Genomic DNA, 16,320 nt, shown 5'->3' with positions numbered 1-16,320 from the left:
GACGATGAATGAACGCATTTTGAAAGTAGAGCGATTAGGAAAATCGTTTAAAGATAAGAGGATAATTTCGAATATCTCTTTTGAAGTACATCGTGGTGAGATCATGGGGATTCTTGGACCGAATGGTGCTGGGAAATCTACAACAATCCGTAACATTATGGGCATTATGTATCCAGACGAAGGATCCATTCATTTTCATGGGAATACAGAGATTCCTCGTCATAAAATTGGCTATCTACCTGAGGAGAGAGGTTTGTATAAAAACGTAAACGTGATGGATATCTTGCTTTATTTTGCTGAACTTAAAGACTATCCACAAAAGAAGGCGAAGAAACGTGCTCTGGAGTATTTAGAGAAATTCGGACTTGCCGGTAAAGAGAACACAAAGGTTGAAGAGCTGTCCAAAGGGATGGGGCAAAAAGTTCAATTGATCGCGGCGATTATCCACGAACCAGAACTGCTAATTCTAGATGAACCATTTTCAGGTCTTGATCCTGTAAGCCAAGAGGTATTTAAAGAAGAAATTAAAGAACTTGCAGCCAATGGAACAGCAATTCTCCTTTCATCTCATCAGATGAACATGGTGGAAGAATTATGTGATCGATTATTTATGATCCATCGAGGCAAAAAAGTGATCTATGGTGCAATGGAAGATGTAAAGAGGGAATACGCAAACTTCAAATGTACGATTATTGGTGACAACCCTGAAGAACTGTTGCGTAATATCCCATCTGTTCATCGCATTGAGAGTAAAGAGGATCGAACGATTCTTTATTTAGAGCAAGATGTTCACATTCCAACCTGGCTTAGAGAGTTGCCAATAGAATTGAATGTATATGAATTAATAATCGATCGTGTATCTTTGCATGAGATTTTTATTGATATCGCTTCTGATAAAAACATGATTGTGAAAGAAGGTGTGAAGTATGCGTAACAGCTGGAAAGTTGCAAAGTGGGAACTTAAGCGGAACATGAAAAATAAATCTTTTATCATATCACTTCTCTTGACACCGCTTCTATTTATCGTGTTCGCTAGTTTTCCGACACTCCTTGAAAAGCTGGAAGGAGAACCTGATTCAGAGACCGTAACAGTTTATGTGAAAGATGAACTGAACCTTTTTGATGAAGTTAATGGGTTGGTCAAATCCCAAGATTTATCTTGGAAGATGGAAGAAGTGACAGATGATTCAAAAAAGATTCTTAAAAAGATAGAATCATCCGAAAACCAAGCTTATGTGGCATTGACAGATAATGCGGTAAAAACAGGAGAAGTGAAAGTTTTCACAAGTAATGAGATGCCTGACACCTTTTCAAGTGAGGTCCAATTTCTACAAACGCCACTGCGTCAGGTGAAATATGATCAGCTAAACCTTTCTCCAGACGTCGTTCAATCTATAACAAAAGGGATAGAGATTAAGTCAGAAGAAGCTTCAACACAAACTGGTTCAGGCTCTCTGAATCCTTCAGATAAAAAGAGTGCTGATGACAGCTCAATGGAACGCATAATCCCAGGCGCATTTGCTGGTATCGTCCTTTTTTCAATCGTTATGACAGGTATGATGATCTTCCAGAGTGCCTCTCAAGAAAAGAAGGAAAAAGTTGCAGAGATCGTATTATCTTCCGTAACACCAGGAGACTTAATGCAAGGGAAGATTATCGGTTATTTCATATTAGGGCTTGTTCAAGTAGGAACTTGGTTATTACTCGTTGTTCCGATTGCAGCATGGAGATATGAGCTACCAATCGTAGAATATCTCTTTGTACCTGAACTATTGCTATTGCTAGCGATCTCTATTGCAGGTTACTTGATGTTTGCTGCTATTTTCGTTGGTATTGGTGCAACGGTTGAAGACATGACAGCTACAAGCAATTTTCAAGGAATCGTCATGATGCTGCCGTTTCTTCCACTCATATTTATCGGTCCTATCTTGGCAAACCCGAGCGGTATCATCGCCCAAGTTGCCACATATTTCCCACTTACATCTCCAAGCATCCTTATCCTTCGCCTTTCCTTATTGGACGAATGGCCGTGGGTTGAGATCATTATTGCATTAGTTATCTTGTTAGCTAGTATTTGGCTGTTGATGAAATTAGCAGGAAAGGTATTTAAAACAGGGATTTTACTTTATGGAAAAAATGCAACACCAAGTGAAATCTGGAAGTGGCTGCGTTACTAGATAAATAGTATAAAGAAAACTCCTCTTCTGATCGTTTTATTAACAAGAAGGGGAGTTTTTTATTATACTTCTTATTTATCTTCCCAGTTAAGAGGAGGCTTGTTTAATTGTGGCTTGTATCCCAATTCTTTTGACGCAGCAACAATGAACTCTTTTCTAAAGAAGAAGCTTCTGTGGTAAACGATTTTGTTATTTTCGACTTCTTGGTATTGAATATCGTGCACACAAAGATCTTGATCAGACTCAGCTAATACGACAATGACATGTTTACCCCATAGCTCACATTCAATAGCATGATGTCCTGGTAACCCATATGCAAGTGAGCCGTTTTTGATTTCGTTTTTATTAACTTCTAAAAATCCTAATGACGCTTCATAATGTGCTTGGTCACTGATTAGCGAAAGCATTCCGTCAAGATCACCATGATTAAATGCATTTAAATAAGCTTTGATAACCTTTGATTTTTGATGGGAAACACCATGCTTCGGTTTAATAGTTTGATGTTTAGTGGTTTGTAATTTATGTTTTATTCTTCGTACCGAGGCATATACAGCACCGGGTGTAGTTCTTACGATACTAGCTACTTCATCTGCATGAAAACGGAAAATTTCAAGAAGAAGAAACACGGCTGTTTGTCGTGGGGTGAAAAGGTCATTTAACTGTAGAAGAGCTTCTTCTAGCTCCAGATTATCCGAGAATTCTTCAAATGCTTCATTTTCTTCCGATAGAACTCCAAGTGTTCGTTTTTCTTTTCTGCACTGGTCAATCCATGTATTTGTTGCAATGCGAAATATATATGATTTTAGGTTGGTAGGATGCCATCTTGTATAAAGTCCACCTAGTACTTTAAGCATCGTTTCTTGATACAAATCCTCACCATCCCAAGGTGAACCCGTAAGGTATCTGCAATAGTTCCATAATCCATCACTAAAATCGCGGATTTCTTCTTCAAACTTTTGTCGTAAGTCGTTTGCTTGCCCCTGAAGCGTATGCGTTGTTAGATGATCCAATTTTCAAAACTCCCTTCATTTTCCTGTTCACTATGTACAACGATTATTCTACTGAAAATTATACGCTTTTATCGAATCTTTTTTTAAAATTTAGTATTTAAATGTGTTATTGTGTAGTTGGATAAAAGTTACATTTTTAAAGTGTAAAGGAGTAAGCTGCATGCAAAAAGTAGTAAGATCATTAAAGACCGTTGAATCCGATCAAGTAGGCATAATCATCTATTCAACTAAACAGCAAGAAGTTGTATGTTCATTTAATTCTAACTTGATCGTTCCCCTAGCTTCAGCCTCAAAAATAGTTATTGGATATTGCGTAACAAGATGGGTCGAAAAGGGATTGTTTCATTGGAACGACTTAATTAAGGATTTTCAACTGGATAAAGAGGAGAAAAGCGCCGTATTATTCCCACATTTTCAAGGGAGAATGTCTTTATCTTTAGGAAATCTCGTTGAAGTGATGATCGCATGTCACGATAGTAAAGCTGCTGATAGCGTTGTGAAGTTTTGTGGAGGGTGGGAGAAGGTAAATACAGAGCTAAGGAGAGAGTACAATCACATGAATCTCACTCCAAATCCCCGCGATCTTGAAAATAGCGGAGAAATCGGTGAAGTGCTTCATATATTGAAAGCGATATATAAAGGGTATCATGCTGAATCCCAATTGTGGTTACCAGTAATGAATGGTCTAGTTCGCCCTCAAGATCACCTTGACGGAATACCAAACCATATGTTGAATCACATGAGCGGAGGTTAGAGAACTTAGTGGTGGATATAGGGATCTTAGGAGAATTTCATCAACATCCCGTGCTCTATGTTCTAGGAGCCAATGATATACCGAGTCGTTATACAAACACCTTATCTGACGAAAGAATAGTAGAATCTATGAAGTTGTTGTACCACGAATACACCAAACAAAGAAAAGAACAGATGACATAGGAGTGATGTGATGAATTACATTTATTAAACAAATACAAGGTGTTCATGGAGACGCAGCTAGTGCATGGCTTAATAATTTTGATGAATTAGTGGCTGACTGCGAAAAGCAGTATGATTTAAACATAAAACACCCCTTTGACCTTTCATACAATTTTGTTGCTCCGGCTAAAAGGAGTGATGGAAGTGAAGTGGTTTTGAAAGTGGTGGTTGATCAGAAAGAATTCGAAGCCGAGCTACTTGCACTTCAGCTTTTATCAGGTGAAAGTACAGTTAAAGTGTTAGCGTTCGAGAGGGAACGAGGCACTATGATTTTTGAACGAATACAGCCAGGACAAACTTTAGCAGAAATAGAAGATGATGATGAGGCTACTTTGATTGCAGCCAATGTGATGAAGAAGTTAATGATTCCTGCCCCAGTTGATTCTAATCTTTTGACTGTTCTTGATCGTGAAAATAGTTTGAAACGAATCTATCAAAATTACAACAATTATCAACCTATTTCAAAAGCAACCATAGAAGAGGCTTTATTCATTACTGAAAAATTAAACACTTCTATAGAAAAGCCATATTTACTTCATGGCGATCTTCACCACTACAATATACTAGCAAATGGAGATTCTTGGACTGTAATCGATCCAAAGGGTTTGATCGGAGACCGTGAATATGAGGTGGTTCAATATTTGCTGAATAAATTACCAAAATATCAAGTTGAAGAGATAACAGAAAAACGAGTGGATATTTTCGTGGATCTATTAAACTTGAATAAAGAACGAGTTTTATTACGGGCATATTCACATGCTGTGTTAGCAACTTGTTGGACAATTGAAGATGGTCATGTGCAGGAAAGCTTTTTAAATACCATTCAAGTCTTCAAAAGTTTAATGAGTAAATACATACAGAAAGACGCACTCCTATAGATTAAGAAGTGCGTTTTTGGTTTCAATCCACTCTGATAACGACGTTACCTTTCTTACGGCCAGTTTCAACATATTCATGAGCTTCTGAAATTTGGTCTAGTAAATAATAACGATCTATGACGGGTTTCATTTGACCTGATTCAATTCGTTCTTTTAAGAATTCTAGATCCTCTGTACGCTCTTTAGCCATACCCTGTCCATCAACTGTTACGAATTTACCGTTTGCTTTTAATGCATTTTGACACTTAGACATTGATATCTTGCCTACAGCATCAAAAATGATATCGTATTTTTTAACCGTATTTGTAAAATCCTCTTTTGTATAATCTACGACATGATCAGCTCCTAATGATTTGATCAGTTCTAGATTGGTTGGACCGCATACGGCCGTTACTTCCGTATCAAAATACTTGGCAAGTTGGACAGCAGCTGTTCCCACAGCTCCAGAGGCTCCATAGATCAGTACATTTTGTCCCTTATGAATCTTACCTTTTCTCAAAAAATGTAGAGCTGATGTTCCTCCAAAGGGAATGGAAGCGGCTTCTTCAAAAGTTACATTCTGTGGCTTATATGTGACTATCCCGTCTTCATGTAGACATGTGTATTCTGCATGTGCGCCAAATCGCATCCCTGTCATTGCATAGACCGCATCCCCTTTATTAAAACGTGTAACTTTCTTTCCGATTTCTTCTACAACACCTGCTAATTCAACACCTAAAATCGGTTTTCTCGGTTTTCTTATACCAAGAAATAATCGCATCGGCAGCCAATACAAAAGAGGACTCTTAAAGCCACGAACTCTAACGTCCCCAGTTGTTACTGTAGTAGCATGGATTTTAATGAGTATCTCGTTTTCTTTGGGAGATGGTTTTGAAACTTGTTGTAGGCTAAGTACTTGTGGCGTACCATACTTCAGACATAATACAGCTTTCATAGTGAGCCTCCTGTTTAATTCGTTTATATATCTTATGTTGATGATTGAATTAAAAGTGCTTTATAAGTTTGAAGATATAGGAAGGAAAAATAAGTTTTTTAAGGAATGAAATATGAATCATAGTTTATATGGAGGACAGCTTATGAATAGGCTAAAGAGTTTTTTCTTTAAACGGTCTAAGAACAACATCTGAGAGCTTTGTGGACTTATTGTGATCTTAACGATTATTCAATTTGTGGATTTTGAACGTATTTGGGATGAGCCCCTTTACTTTATCTTACTCATTTTAGGAAGTGGGACTTTGTGTCGAGTACTTGCTGATCTTATTGACAAGATTCTTGGAGATAAAAACATCGTTATAGGAAGCCGATATACGTTTCTTACGGTTTTTGTATTTGTATTCGTAGCGAATATTTTTGAAAATTAAATATGAAATTAACAATTTTAGATAGCTTTTATACTGCACTTGCTATTGTTTTCATACAATATCTGTTTGAACGAATGAAGTACAAAGGAACACCATTGAAACGAACTGGACGATTAATCATTGAAGTAATCATTTTTACGCTGATTCTGTTTTATGGAAGTAATATATTTAATTAGTGGGTGAAGAATTATGCCAGCATACGGAAAGTATCTACTTTATATCTTTGAACATAAATTGAATGTTTTTATAGAATGCTGGAAGTCAGGACTTTATGTTCAAGCGTTTACACATGATCTATCTAAGTTTCATCCAGCTGAGTTTTTTACATATGCTAAGAAGTTTTATTCAGATGAGAAGCCGAGTGAAGAGGAATGGCAATATGCCTGGCTTCATCATCAACATCACAATAAACATCATTGGAATTATTGGGTGGTCGATCAGCTTAAAAAAGAAGCGGTGCCGATTCCCCGAAAGTATGTACTTGAAATGATCTGTGATTACAAATCTTTCTCAAGAAGATGGGGAAGGAAACAATCAGGACCAACCATATCGGATCGTTTGATCGCCAATCTTCTAACTGATCGAGTCATTCTGCATCCGAGGACAAGGAAAGAGTGTGACCAAATAATTGAACAGATGGAATTAGTGAATGCTCAGAAGTCGATCTGAGTATTTTTTTTTGAAAAAAATAATTGTAAAATATTGCAACTTTTTCTATGGTTAAAACGTGGTTGATATGAAAGGGGGAGCGGTTGTGCAACTAGAGGATGTTTATGAACACTATATGAATGATCTTTACCGCTATTTGTATTCTCTTTCGAAGGATCACCATATTGCTGAAGATTTGGTGCAAGAAGCATTTTACCGAGCATATCTAACTTTGGCAGACTATGAGATCAACAACATTAAAGCTTGGTTGTTTAAAGTTGCGTACCATGCATTTATAGATCATCAAAGAAAGAATAAAAAAACGATTCTTACTGATGAGATTAAAGAAAATGTAGATAAGAGAGAAAATACACCGGAAAGTAAGATGTTAGAAAAGGAATCATTTTTATTATTAATGGAGGATTTAAAGTGTTTAAAAGAGATCGAAAAACAGGCTGTTCTGTTATGCGATTTGAATGAACTCAGTTATCAAGAAGCAGCTGAGATTTTAAATATAAAGCTGAACACATTAAAAAGTCATATTTCAAGAGGTCGAAAAAAACTAGTAGAACGCGTTAAGGAAAGGATGAACCTAGATGAGCGACGAGCATAAACAGGATCAAAATAATGACGAAAATCTATATAAAGCTTACATGATGAAAACGAAAAATGATATTCATACCTCACCTTCTCTTTCTGAAGAAGAACAAAGAGAAATCATTCGAGTGGGGTCGAATACAGCTCGAAATGCTACTGTCATGATAAGTCTAGCGATCTTACTGCTTATTCTACCCCTCATGACTTTAATCACTTATTTGTATTACGGTATTGGTGGTAAAGCTAACGCGATGATTGATGTAGTAGGAAAGACGATTTATGTAACTCAACCTAATGTCAGTCTAGAAGAGATGGAGATTGAGAGTGAAATCGGATTGTTTTCTATGAATGTGACCTTTGATACGTTTAAGCGTATTGGTAGTGAAGATTATCTAGCAGAGAAGGTGGATGTATATTTCGGATTAGATAAGCCAAAATTCCCTGAAAAAATATCTTTCTTAGAACAGCTACCTCCGATGGCTTATGGAATTGATGTGGTGAAGGATGGTCAGAAGATGTATCATCCCGATGTAATGATTCCATTTAATACAACTGAAGCAGAAGATGTGCTGAATAATCTTCCTGACGGTACAGTAGCAGAAGCTTATCTTTCATTTTCACAATTAATGAAACCTAATGAAATTGAAAAAGTGTTACCGAAAGTTATAGATATTCGTTGGTTAGCTGTGGATACAGGATTAGAAGCAAAGCAACTGGACATAGAAGGTATTCCGATCACTCCAATCGGCTATCCTGCACAGGTTGATACTACAACTTGGTCACCTTTTGACGGAGATCAAACGAACGAGGAAGTATTTCTCGATATATTAAAGTTATTAGAAAAGAATGAACAAACTGCTGAGATTGTATCAAAGATAAAATCTCTTGAAATAAATGAAAGGCGTAAATATGTGGAAGACAACGGCATTCAGGTTTATGGAGCCGTTGTGACAGGACCTGTTCCAGAGTTAAGGAAATTAGAACAGTTGAAAAATGTTCGTGCGGTAAAAGTAGGGGAGGTTAAATTATGGAATTGGAAATAAAAAAGAAAAGAAAAAGAAAGCTGCAGACGTTAACAGGATTTATTTCTTTTATCATTGGATTAATTGCTCTAGCTGTATTAAACATTGGGCTATTAATAGAAACGATGGATATTCCTGATTTATTTCTGTTCCCCTTACCCTTTCTTGGTGTTTTCTTAGGAGTAGTCGGGTTGTTTACGAAGAATCGATCCAAACAGTTCGCATGGTGGGGAATAGGCATAAATCTTTTTATTCCTATATTTATTGGCTTAATGTTCGGATTGTCATGGACCATTAACGCTAAACCATAAGTTCCAGTGAAGCAAAGGATCTGAATTGTCAGATCCTTTTTTCTTTTATTAATCAATTGTAGGGCGTAACCAAAGTTTAGAAAAATCAACATATCCGAAATGCTTAATGTTCACGTTCATTAATTCAGTAGAAAATGGAATATACCTTTTTTGATAATACAGTGGAATCATAATGGCTTCATCAATAAGTTCCTTTTCGACTTCAACATTCAGATTCGTCCATTCTTCAAATGGCGTGTGAACATATTGAGAGATGCGTTTTTGCCATTTTCTATTTTTTCCTAGTATTAAAGGCAGTGGGGCAAACCCGTTTGTTAAGAAAAAATAGAAAGATAGATCTTGATTCAACTCGAAAATTTCACCATGTATAAACATGTCTGTCTGATCTGTAAGCTGTTTATTAAAAATAGCGTCTTCAAAAGACACTTTTATCACTTTAACTGGGATGTTATATTGAGCAAACGTGTCGAGCAGCCATCTGGAAACTTCTTCTGTATGCTCAGCTATCCTGATGATAAGAGGTTCTGCAAATTCTGGCAGGGCAGTGCTCGGTATTGAATAGGGTAGGCGATTTCCGATCATGCAGCTGTTGTCATTAGGGATGGCTCTTGACTCATATTCTGGTATTCTATGGCGATTCATAGCTAGTATTTGATGGATGTATTGCCGTACTTCCAGATTAGCTATTTGCGATTCTTTACGATACGCATTCATCATAAGTACACCAAAGCCTGAATCACTCTCTACTTGAAAGGTTTCATGATGATCTGGTTCCATTGAGGAGTGATAAACGATTGGAAAGTCTTTCGGAACTTTTACGAACTCAACCGCATCAAGTAAGGGCCGCTCTTGGAAATGTTCTTTAAAAGCAACAAGTGTTGTTTTTTGATCCGTGTCTTCTTCGACCAAGAACCCTCCAGTCCCATATATTCTCCCTTTGCTCTCTTTATAAATACTCGATGTCATCATGCTTAACAACGGAAGAATATAGCTGCAGCCTCTTGGGTATAAAATATCGACAACGAGTGGAACTTTAGAAACAATTTCATCAATCGGTGTCCATAGATCACTGTTTTGTTCATGAAATCGAAGCTTTTCTAAACAGTTGATTACATCTGTTGCTGTTAATACAGATCCGTCGTGAAAGCAAACGTCTTTTCTTAAATAAAGTCGTAGTTTCGTAGGCGAAACATCCCAGCTGTGAGCAAGTTCAGGCAGGATTTCTCCTTGATCGGTTAACGATACGAGTCGGTTAAATACATTCGAGACCATATTTGCGCTATGAGCATCTGCGGCATCTAAGGGGTGCAGGGTTCTAAACGGAAAGCGCTTTGGAACGACGAGTTTGTCTTTTGCTTTCTGTACAAAACCAAATTGCGTATGAAATTTGTTCATCAATCTTATTTTCGTGTCCGTCGACCAATCATACATCAAATATTTACTGCTGATCTCAACCGGTTCATGATCCAGCTTTAAAAGAACTTCATCTTCAAAGTTTTCTTCGATATTCTTTAGCCAGTGAAGACGTGAAATATTTCCTCTTCCACGACCTGGGATAAAAGTTAACCATCCTTCATCGTTCCATTTTTTTAAGTATCGTGTAGTTTGTTTCTGGCTGATCTGAAGTGCTTCGGCAATCTCTTCTGTTCGTATATGACCTGATGGAAAGTATCTCCAAAGAATGAGAAGTTTGTTATCCATGTTCTCCTCCCGTTTTAAAAGTAGACATGTTTTATTTAATTGTCTATTTTTATCGTTTGTAGTCTAGTTTAATATTACAATACAGAGAAGGAGGGGACAACATGGGATGGAGAGAATACCCCCAAAATATTAAAGTACGGTTGATTACATCGTTCTTTAATCGAGCCGTTTCTTCGGCCGTCATGCCATTTATGGCCTTATTCTTTGCAACTGAAAAGGGCAAAGTTTGGGCAGGAACATTTTTAATTTTAACAGTAGTCATCGGATTCGTAGTCAATTTAATCGGTGGTTACATTTCGGATCGTTTTCCCAGGAAGAAAGTGTTGATGACAACATCTTGCTTAAACGCAGTCATGTTTTTACTCATGACCGTTAGCTTGCTGCCTGAACAAAACTGGATCTTGCTCTTTGCATTCGCTTATATAGGGTTCACTGTTACAAGCAGCCTAGGCAGACCTGCCATGCATGCGATCATTATGGATTCAACGACAACTGAAAACAGAAAAGAAGTATATACGCTGGATTATTGGATGATCAATCTTTCTATGGCAATCGGTGCTGCTTTGGGTGGTTTGCTTTATGTAAGTCACCAGATTGAACTTTTCGTGTTGTTAACCGTTACTTCAATCAGCATTCCCATTGCTTATGGAATTTGGTTACGAGATGAGTTTACTGGCTTTTTGAAGAAAACGCATGAAAATGTTTTTCTCGACTTGTTTCAAAACTATAAAGTGGCTTTAAAAGATTCTGCATTTGTGAAAGTGGTTATTGGTGGAACCTTCATCTTTTCCGCAGAATTTACACTGAACAGTTATATTGGAATTCGTTTGGCTGAAACCTTTGAATCTTTCCACATTGGTAATTTTGAGATCACTGGCGTTCGGATGCTCAGCATGTTAAACATCCAAAACATGTTGATGGTTGTTTGTTTCACATTCTTAATCAACCGCATAATGGATCGTTTTTCTAAGAAAAATGCTTTATTGATTGGGTTGTTGTTATACGGAATTGGTTACGTGACCGTTACCTCAGCAAACGCTTGGTTTGTATTACTTCTATTTAACGTGATCGCTACAATGGGTGAGTTAATCTACTCTCCAATTAAAGAAGCTGAAAAAGCAAATATGATTCCTAGCGATAAGAGAGGATCATACTCAGCATTTGCAAATGTTTCATTCAGTGGAGCAGATATGTTAGCACGTTCGACGATTATCTTAGGGGCTTTTTTAGTACCAGTAATGATGAGTGTGTATATGGGAGTCGTGATCATGATCGGTGCGTTTTTCATGTATTCTGGACTCTTTTTAAGAGACAAGGTAACAGAAAAAGCTGTAAAAAAAGAGGTAGTAGCTCAAGTTGTAAAATAAACATAGTTGAATACAGGAAAATAAACAAATAATGTCCACCACAATTGAACAAAATTAATCTTTGTTCGATCCGTATGTACATCTATCATTAATTACGAGGTAATAACAAATAATTACGAAGTAAATTACAATAAATACGAGGTAAATCCATTTAATACCGTATATAAAATTATTTATCCGATTTTCGACACACTTTGATAAACGCTTTGAGATTGAAACCAGCAAGAAGAAAAGAAAATGAAGCTTGGAATCAAATCCAAGCTTCGATTTTTTATGAATTGGATTCTTTAACAGAAGCAATCTCGATCTTTTCTACAAACATGTTGAAAACGCTGCGTTTTTCTTCAAGCTTTTTCAGCTGTTGCTTCAAATCATTGTACTTTTCCTCAAAAGGCTGTTGATAGGTTTTCTTGATGTTCTTGATCATTTCTTCGTTGATGGTTGATTGAATGACTTGTTTCGTGATTCCGAATTTATAAGAATAAAGTTGAAGTTCTGTTTTCACTTTTTCGTATTCTTCATCTATTTCATTCTTTTGTTGCTCAATCTCATCTTTCCATTCCAGTAGAGCATCCTTTACATACGGCTCCATGTTTGGCCTCCTAACAGTGTTCGTACTTCTGTCATTACTTTTTTATGTACTCTATACACTATTAAGAGAGAATCATTCATTTATGGGGGTATTTTCACTCGTTGACTAAATTTTTCCATAAACTTATTATTGAATTTAGAAGAATTAAATTCCTTAAATTAATGAGGAGAGTAGAGAAAACGATAAATTGCAACAAGTTTTGTCATTCACGCTGCATAACAATTTCAAATTTTAAAGAGGTGTTGTGAAGCATGCCGGTATTTGGATGGGTTTTTCTTGTAATCGTGATTGGCGGAATCATTATTGGTTCTTTTGTTCATAAGTATCGTTACCGTAACATGAATCTCATTTATACTGCATTTGGTCAGGAAAACTATTTTAATGTCATAGCCAAACTTAAAGCTGATGGTGTGGCATATAAAGTGAGAATTCCAGGGCAGGCATTTGGTGTTAGAGAACGGCCAGTAATTGATAACACGCAATATGACATTTACGTCAAGAAAGCAGATGCACATCTAGCAGCGGATGCTCTTAGAAAGTAAGGGGGATGAAACGATAGTGAAAACTTTAGATTATGTGAACAGCCAAGAAGAGCTGAGGCTTATGCTCGGAACTCCAAGTCTTAAGGGGCAGAATAAAGTTATCTCTAAAATAGATGAACATTGTAAAGACTTTATCGCTCATTCACCATTTTTATTTTTAGCTACTTCAGATCATGAAGGGAACTGTGATAGTTCACCTCGGGGTGATGCTGCAGGATTTGTACATGTGATAGATGATCACCATCTCGTGATTCCCGACCGACCAGGAAATAAGCGTGTAGATTCAATGTTTAATATTCTCTCAAATCCGAAAGTAGGTTTACTATTTCTAATACCAGGAATGGGTGAGACGCTACGGATTAACGGTAAAGCTGCGATTATAAAAGATGAAGAAGTACTCAAAAAAATGGAAGTAGGAGGAAAAGCGCCACTTCTAGGAATTCTAGTTAATGTTGAACAATGCTTTATGCACTGTGGGAAAGCATTTAAACGATCCGGACTTTGGGAACCTGAACGTTGGGAAATGAAAGAATCTCTTCCGAACGCGGCAAAGATTCTAGCCGCTCATGTGAACCTACCTGAAATGACTGAAGAAAGAATCGCAAACGACCTAATTGAAGGCTATAAGAACAAGCTTTACTAGTACTTTCAAAAGCACTGCATGCAGTGCTTTTGAAAGTTTATACGTTATTCTTTGGTTTTATCAACTCAAGTAAAGAATGATCTAGTGTATACATTGAACTCTGCATTACGGTATGTATAAACAATTCTTTTAATAAAGAAGCGGATTCAACTAAACTATCACACGTTATATCTTTTGGATAAGTTGAAAGGTATTTCTCTAGAAAGTCACTATTTAACGAGTCGTAAGCTTTAAACTGATGAAATTTTTTGTCCTCGTTTAATGTCTGAACGATTAACGTATAGTCTCTCATCGACTCTAGCATCTTTAGTGCATATACGAAATTATGGCGTTTCAATTCTTTATCTAATCTTATGAAACAATAAACAAATTCGAAAACAGGATCTTCGAAAGTAGCATACTTTACGGGTTTGTTTGAGAAAGAGCGATTCTCTTTTCCCATCTTCTCAGAGACTAAGCCTGTTTTGTCCAAAACTATCCTCCACAACGGAGATCTTACACTTAATGAATTCCTTGAAAGAATTGAAACATTGAATTCCAACGAGTTTTCTAGAATAACAATCAATAGATAAATATTTTTTGAAAACTGCTTCTCTTTGATGATAACGGGATTCAAATCCTTGTAAAATTGTTGAATAGTGTTTTTCGCTCCAATGACTTCATCATCAGTTGACGTAGCTATCATTAAATCAATATCCGAGAATTCATCTTTGTATCCCGTTACACCAGAACCTAACTGAACAACACCTTCAACCATAGGCAGCACATTTAACATATCAATCGTACGCTGAAAATAAGCATCTCTTTCTGTTGGAGTATACATAAGACACCTCACATTATTTATATGTTTTTTAAATATTAATATAATTTGTAAAATGTTGTAACAGAAATCAACAACTTCCAAATGCAACAAAGCTACCAACATCAACCCTAAAAAAAGCAATAGTTACCCGATCATCGAAATACCGGATAACTATTGCAAATATTAATTCTTAATAAAGTGGGGGAACACTCTGAGGATGGTTAAATACATTCTCAGGATCATATTTTGTTTTTACTCTTTGCAGCCTTGCAAAATTTGTTGCCCAATAAGCTTTCCCGAAGTTTTGAATGTTTTCATCTGGGACGTTTACATAAGAACCTACCGTATAAGGTTTTAACTGCTGACGCACAGACTCGACTGATGCAAGACTACTCGCTTCTTCAGATTTATCAACCCACGTTGCGTTCCATTCTGTGTAAAACAACGGATCACGCCAATAGAAAGCAGTCTTGTCTTTTGGCACTCTGCTGATCGCACCGCCCCAGTTGGTAAAATAAAAGTTGGATTCTGTTCCAGGTGCTTCTTCTAAAAATTGTTTCATTACCTTAATCGGTTCTTTTGGCCAAAGATTAGTCGCCCAAGAAGATGAGAATTTAAAGTTTTGATCAGCATAAGGTGGCTCAGGTGGATCAAGGAAATCAATACAGTCTGGGTAAAAGAGCGTTTCAATGACTACTTCAGAAGGTGTCCCAGCATTAAGTAAAGGTTGGATGATTTGAATTAATTCAGGTCTTGAACCTAAGAAAAGACCGGTTACCTGACATAATCCATTTACTTTGCTGTAGATTTCTATATAACTGCCTAATCGTGAATCTACAAACGGCATTAAATTCTGCCATGCCTCAAATACTGTTTCGAGTTGTTCCCATGGCCAAATAATGTTAAAAACCGTTGCTGTTTCAGGTGCACGGTGCACTTTAAACGTATATTCGGTATTGTAACCGAATGTACCGCCACCGCCTCCTCTAGAGGCCCAAAACAAGTCTTCGTTGCAGGTTGGACTGGCATTAAGAATCCGGCCTTTTGCATCTACGGTCTCTAATGCAAGAAGGTTATCTGATATTACTCCAATTGTACGTGAGAGTAATCCGAACCCCCCACCAGTTGTAATGCCTCCGATTCCAACAGTCGGACTATCGCCAAAGACAGCCATAAAGCCTTCTCGAGCGAGACCTTTTACAAGAGGTCCTACGCGAATTCCAGGTTGAACAGTAGCGATTCCCCTTTTCTTATCTAAGTGCACTTTATTCATATCACCTGTGTCGATAACGATGCCACCCTTTACAACATTGAACTCTTTGTCTAGAGCATGACGGCCGCTTCTGATCCTTAATGGTACATCGTTCTCTCGAGCCCATTTAATTGCATTACTAACGTCACATGCATCTTGTGCGAATACGAATACAAGAGGATATGTGTTGACATAAGGGTTCCAGTTTCTAACGGCTTCATCATAGCCAGGGTCACCTTTAAAGATTATTCTTCCTGTTAACTCTGTAGATCCCATTATTTCCACTCCCAACAAAGACATATTTGTAGTTATATAAATGTATGCAGGAAATGAATAGTCGGTTAAAACCTTTTATGTAGCCGAGCCCAGTCAGAAAAACACTTATAAGGAGTGTATTAGAAAAAGTATGTTTAGTGAGTTAAAAAAAGTGATGAATAAGGGA

19 protein-coding genes are annotated in these 16,320 nt (G+C 37.0%); 13 read left to right on the top strand and 6 right to left on the bottom strand.

What is annotated here, in order from left to right:
• The first annotated feature begins 4 nt into the window (after positions 1 to 4).
• Positions 5 to 934: an ABC transporter ATP-binding protein gene (locus ACNJYY_RS11240; protein ID WP_416728550.1), complete on the top strand. Its 930-nt coding sequence runs from the start codon at positions 5 to 7 to the stop codon at positions 932 to 934.
• The gene (locus ACNJYY_RS11235) at positions 927 to 2,177 is read left to right on the top strand and encodes an ABC transporter permease (RefSeq protein ID WP_416728549.1); all 1,251 of its coding nucleotides are present in this window, start codon (positions 927 to 929) and stop codon (positions 2,175 to 2,177) included. Before ACNJYY_RS11240 ends, ACNJYY_RS11235 begins: the two co-directional genes overlap by 8 nt.
• Positions 2,178 to 2,248: 71 nt before the next feature.
• Here the strand turns inward: ACNJYY_RS11235 and ACNJYY_RS11230 are convergent, their stop codons facing one another.
• Positions 2,249 to 3,187 (bottom strand): sigma-70 family RNA polymerase sigma factor, encoded by a 939-nt coding sequence (locus ACNJYY_RS11230; RefSeq protein ID WP_416728548.1) that lies wholly within the window; start codon positions 3,185 to 3,187, stop codon positions 2,249 to 2,251.
• 160 nt (positions 3,188 to 3,347) lie between these two features.
• Between ACNJYY_RS11230 and ACNJYY_RS11225 the strand changes: the two genes are divergently transcribed.
• Together ACNJYY_RS11225 and ACNJYY_RS11220 are read left to right on the top strand one after the other, a co-directional pair.
• A complete protein-coding gene (locus ACNJYY_RS11225) occupies positions 3,348 to 3,941 on the top strand; it encodes a serine hydrolase (protein ID WP_416731772.1) in 594 nt (197 codons plus the stop codon).
• A gap of 271 nt (positions 3,942 to 4,212) precedes the next feature.
• Positions 4,213 to 5,040, top strand: a complete 828-nt coding sequence (locus tag ACNJYY_RS11220) for an aminoglycoside phosphotransferase family protein (RefSeq protein ID WP_416731771.1) — start codon at positions 4,213 to 4,215, stop codon at positions 5,038 to 5,040.
• Positions 5,041 to 5,062: 22 nt separating this feature from the next.
• Here the strand turns inward: ACNJYY_RS11220 and ACNJYY_RS11215 are convergent, their stop codons facing one another.
• On the bottom strand, positions 5,063 to 5,974 hold the full coding sequence (locus ACNJYY_RS11215) for an NAD(P)-dependent alcohol dehydrogenase (protein WP_416731770.1): 912 nt from the start codon (positions 5,972 to 5,974) through the stop codon (positions 5,063 to 5,065).
• A 211-nt stretch (positions 5,975 to 6,185) separates the two neighbouring features.
• Between ACNJYY_RS11215 and ACNJYY_RS11210 the strand changes: the two genes are divergently transcribed.
• The 6 genes from ACNJYY_RS11210 (at position 6,186) to ACNJYY_RS11185 (ending at position 8,979) form a co-directional block, all read left to right on the top strand.
• Positions 6,186 to 6,401 (top strand): hypothetical protein, encoded by a 216-nt coding sequence (locus tag ACNJYY_RS11210; RefSeq protein WP_416731769.1) that lies wholly within the window; start codon positions 6,186 to 6,188, stop codon positions 6,399 to 6,401.
• Between the two features lie 2 nt (positions 6,402 to 6,403).
• Complete coding sequence (locus ACNJYY_RS11205) at positions 6,404 to 6,577, top strand: hypothetical protein (protein ID WP_416731768.1); 174 nt, start codon at positions 6,404 to 6,406, stop codon at positions 6,575 to 6,577.
• Between the two features lie 13 nt (positions 6,578 to 6,590).
• Positions 6,591 to 7,070: a DUF5662 family protein gene (locus ACNJYY_RS11200; protein WP_416731767.1), complete on the top strand. Its 480-nt coding sequence runs from the start codon at positions 6,591 to 6,593 to the stop codon at positions 7,068 to 7,070.
• Between the two features lie 85 nt (positions 7,071 to 7,155).
• Positions 7,156 to 7,662: a sigma-70 family RNA polymerase sigma factor gene (locus ACNJYY_RS11195; protein WP_144700121.1), complete on the top strand. Its 507-nt coding sequence runs from the start codon at positions 7,156 to 7,158 to the stop codon at positions 7,660 to 7,662.
• A complete protein-coding gene (locus ACNJYY_RS11190) occupies positions 7,646 to 8,689 on the top strand; it encodes an anti sigma factor C-terminal domain-containing protein (RefSeq protein ID WP_416731766.1) in 1,044 nt (347 codons plus the stop codon). Before ACNJYY_RS11195 ends, ACNJYY_RS11190 begins: the two co-directional genes overlap by 17 nt.
• A complete protein-coding gene (locus ACNJYY_RS11185) occupies positions 8,674 to 8,979 on the top strand; it encodes a hypothetical protein (protein ID WP_416731765.1) in 306 nt (101 codons plus the stop codon). Before ACNJYY_RS11190 ends, ACNJYY_RS11185 begins: the two co-directional genes overlap by 16 nt.
• A 48-nt stretch (positions 8,980 to 9,027) precedes the next feature.
• Here ACNJYY_RS11185 and ACNJYY_RS11180 read toward each other — a convergent pair whose 3' ends face one another.
• Positions 9,028 to 10,680, bottom strand: a complete 1,653-nt coding sequence (locus ACNJYY_RS11180; RefSeq protein ID WP_416731764.1) for an ABC transporter substrate-binding protein — start codon at positions 10,678 to 10,680, stop codon at positions 9,028 to 9,030.
• A gap of 101 nt (positions 10,681 to 10,781) precedes the next feature.
• Here ACNJYY_RS11180 and ACNJYY_RS11175 point away from each other — a divergent pair, with 101 nt between their 5' ends.
• On the top strand, positions 10,782 to 12,047 hold the full coding sequence (locus ACNJYY_RS11175) for an MDR family MFS transporter (protein WP_416731763.1): 1,266 nt from the start codon (positions 10,782 to 10,784) through the stop codon (positions 12,045 to 12,047).
• Positions 12,048 to 12,318: 271 nt separating this feature from the next.
• On the opposite strand, the gene ACNJYY_RS11170 is transcribed toward ACNJYY_RS11175, so the two are convergent.
• Entirely contained in the window at positions 12,319 to 12,639 is a 321-nt protein-coding gene (locus ACNJYY_RS11170) for a hypothetical protein (RefSeq protein ID WP_144700131.1), read from the bottom strand.
• Positions 12,640 to 12,890: 251 nt separating this feature from the next.
• On the opposite strand from ACNJYY_RS11170, the gene ACNJYY_RS11165 reads away from it, so the two are divergent.
• The gene (locus ACNJYY_RS11165) at positions 12,891 to 13,181 is read left to right on the top strand and encodes a hypothetical protein (RefSeq protein WP_416731762.1); all 291 of its coding nucleotides are present in this window, start codon (positions 12,891 to 12,893) and stop codon (positions 13,179 to 13,181) included.
• 16 nt (positions 13,182 to 13,197) lie between these two features.
• Positions 13,198 to 13,824: a pyridoxamine 5'-phosphate oxidase family protein gene (locus tag ACNJYY_RS11160; RefSeq protein WP_416731761.1), complete on the top strand. Its 627-nt coding sequence runs from the start codon at positions 13,198 to 13,200 to the stop codon at positions 13,822 to 13,824.
• Between the two features lie 37 nt (positions 13,825 to 13,861).
• Here the strand turns inward: ACNJYY_RS11160 and ACNJYY_RS11155 are convergent, their stop codons facing one another.
• The gene (locus ACNJYY_RS11155) at positions 13,862 to 14,647 is read right to left on the bottom strand and encodes an aminoglycoside 6-adenylyltransferase (protein ID WP_416731760.1); all 786 of its coding nucleotides are present in this window, start codon (positions 14,645 to 14,647) and stop codon (positions 13,862 to 13,864) included.
• Between the two features lie 169 nt (positions 14,648 to 14,816).
• The gene (locus ACNJYY_RS11150) at positions 14,817 to 16,154 is read right to left on the bottom strand and encodes an FAD-binding oxidoreductase (RefSeq protein WP_416731759.1); all 1,338 of its coding nucleotides are present in this window, start codon (positions 16,152 to 16,154) and stop codon (positions 14,817 to 14,819) included.
• Between the last annotated feature and the right edge of the window lie 166 nt (positions 16,155 to 16,320).

This window comes from Fictibacillus tiangongensis (assembly GCF_048083785.1).
In the GTDB taxonomy this organism is placed as follows: domain Bacteria; phylum Bacillota; class Bacilli; order Bacillales; family Fictibacillaceae; genus Fictibacillus.
The sequence above is the reverse complement of the archived record's forward strand: the minus strand, read 5'-3'. Positions and strand labels throughout refer to the sequence as shown.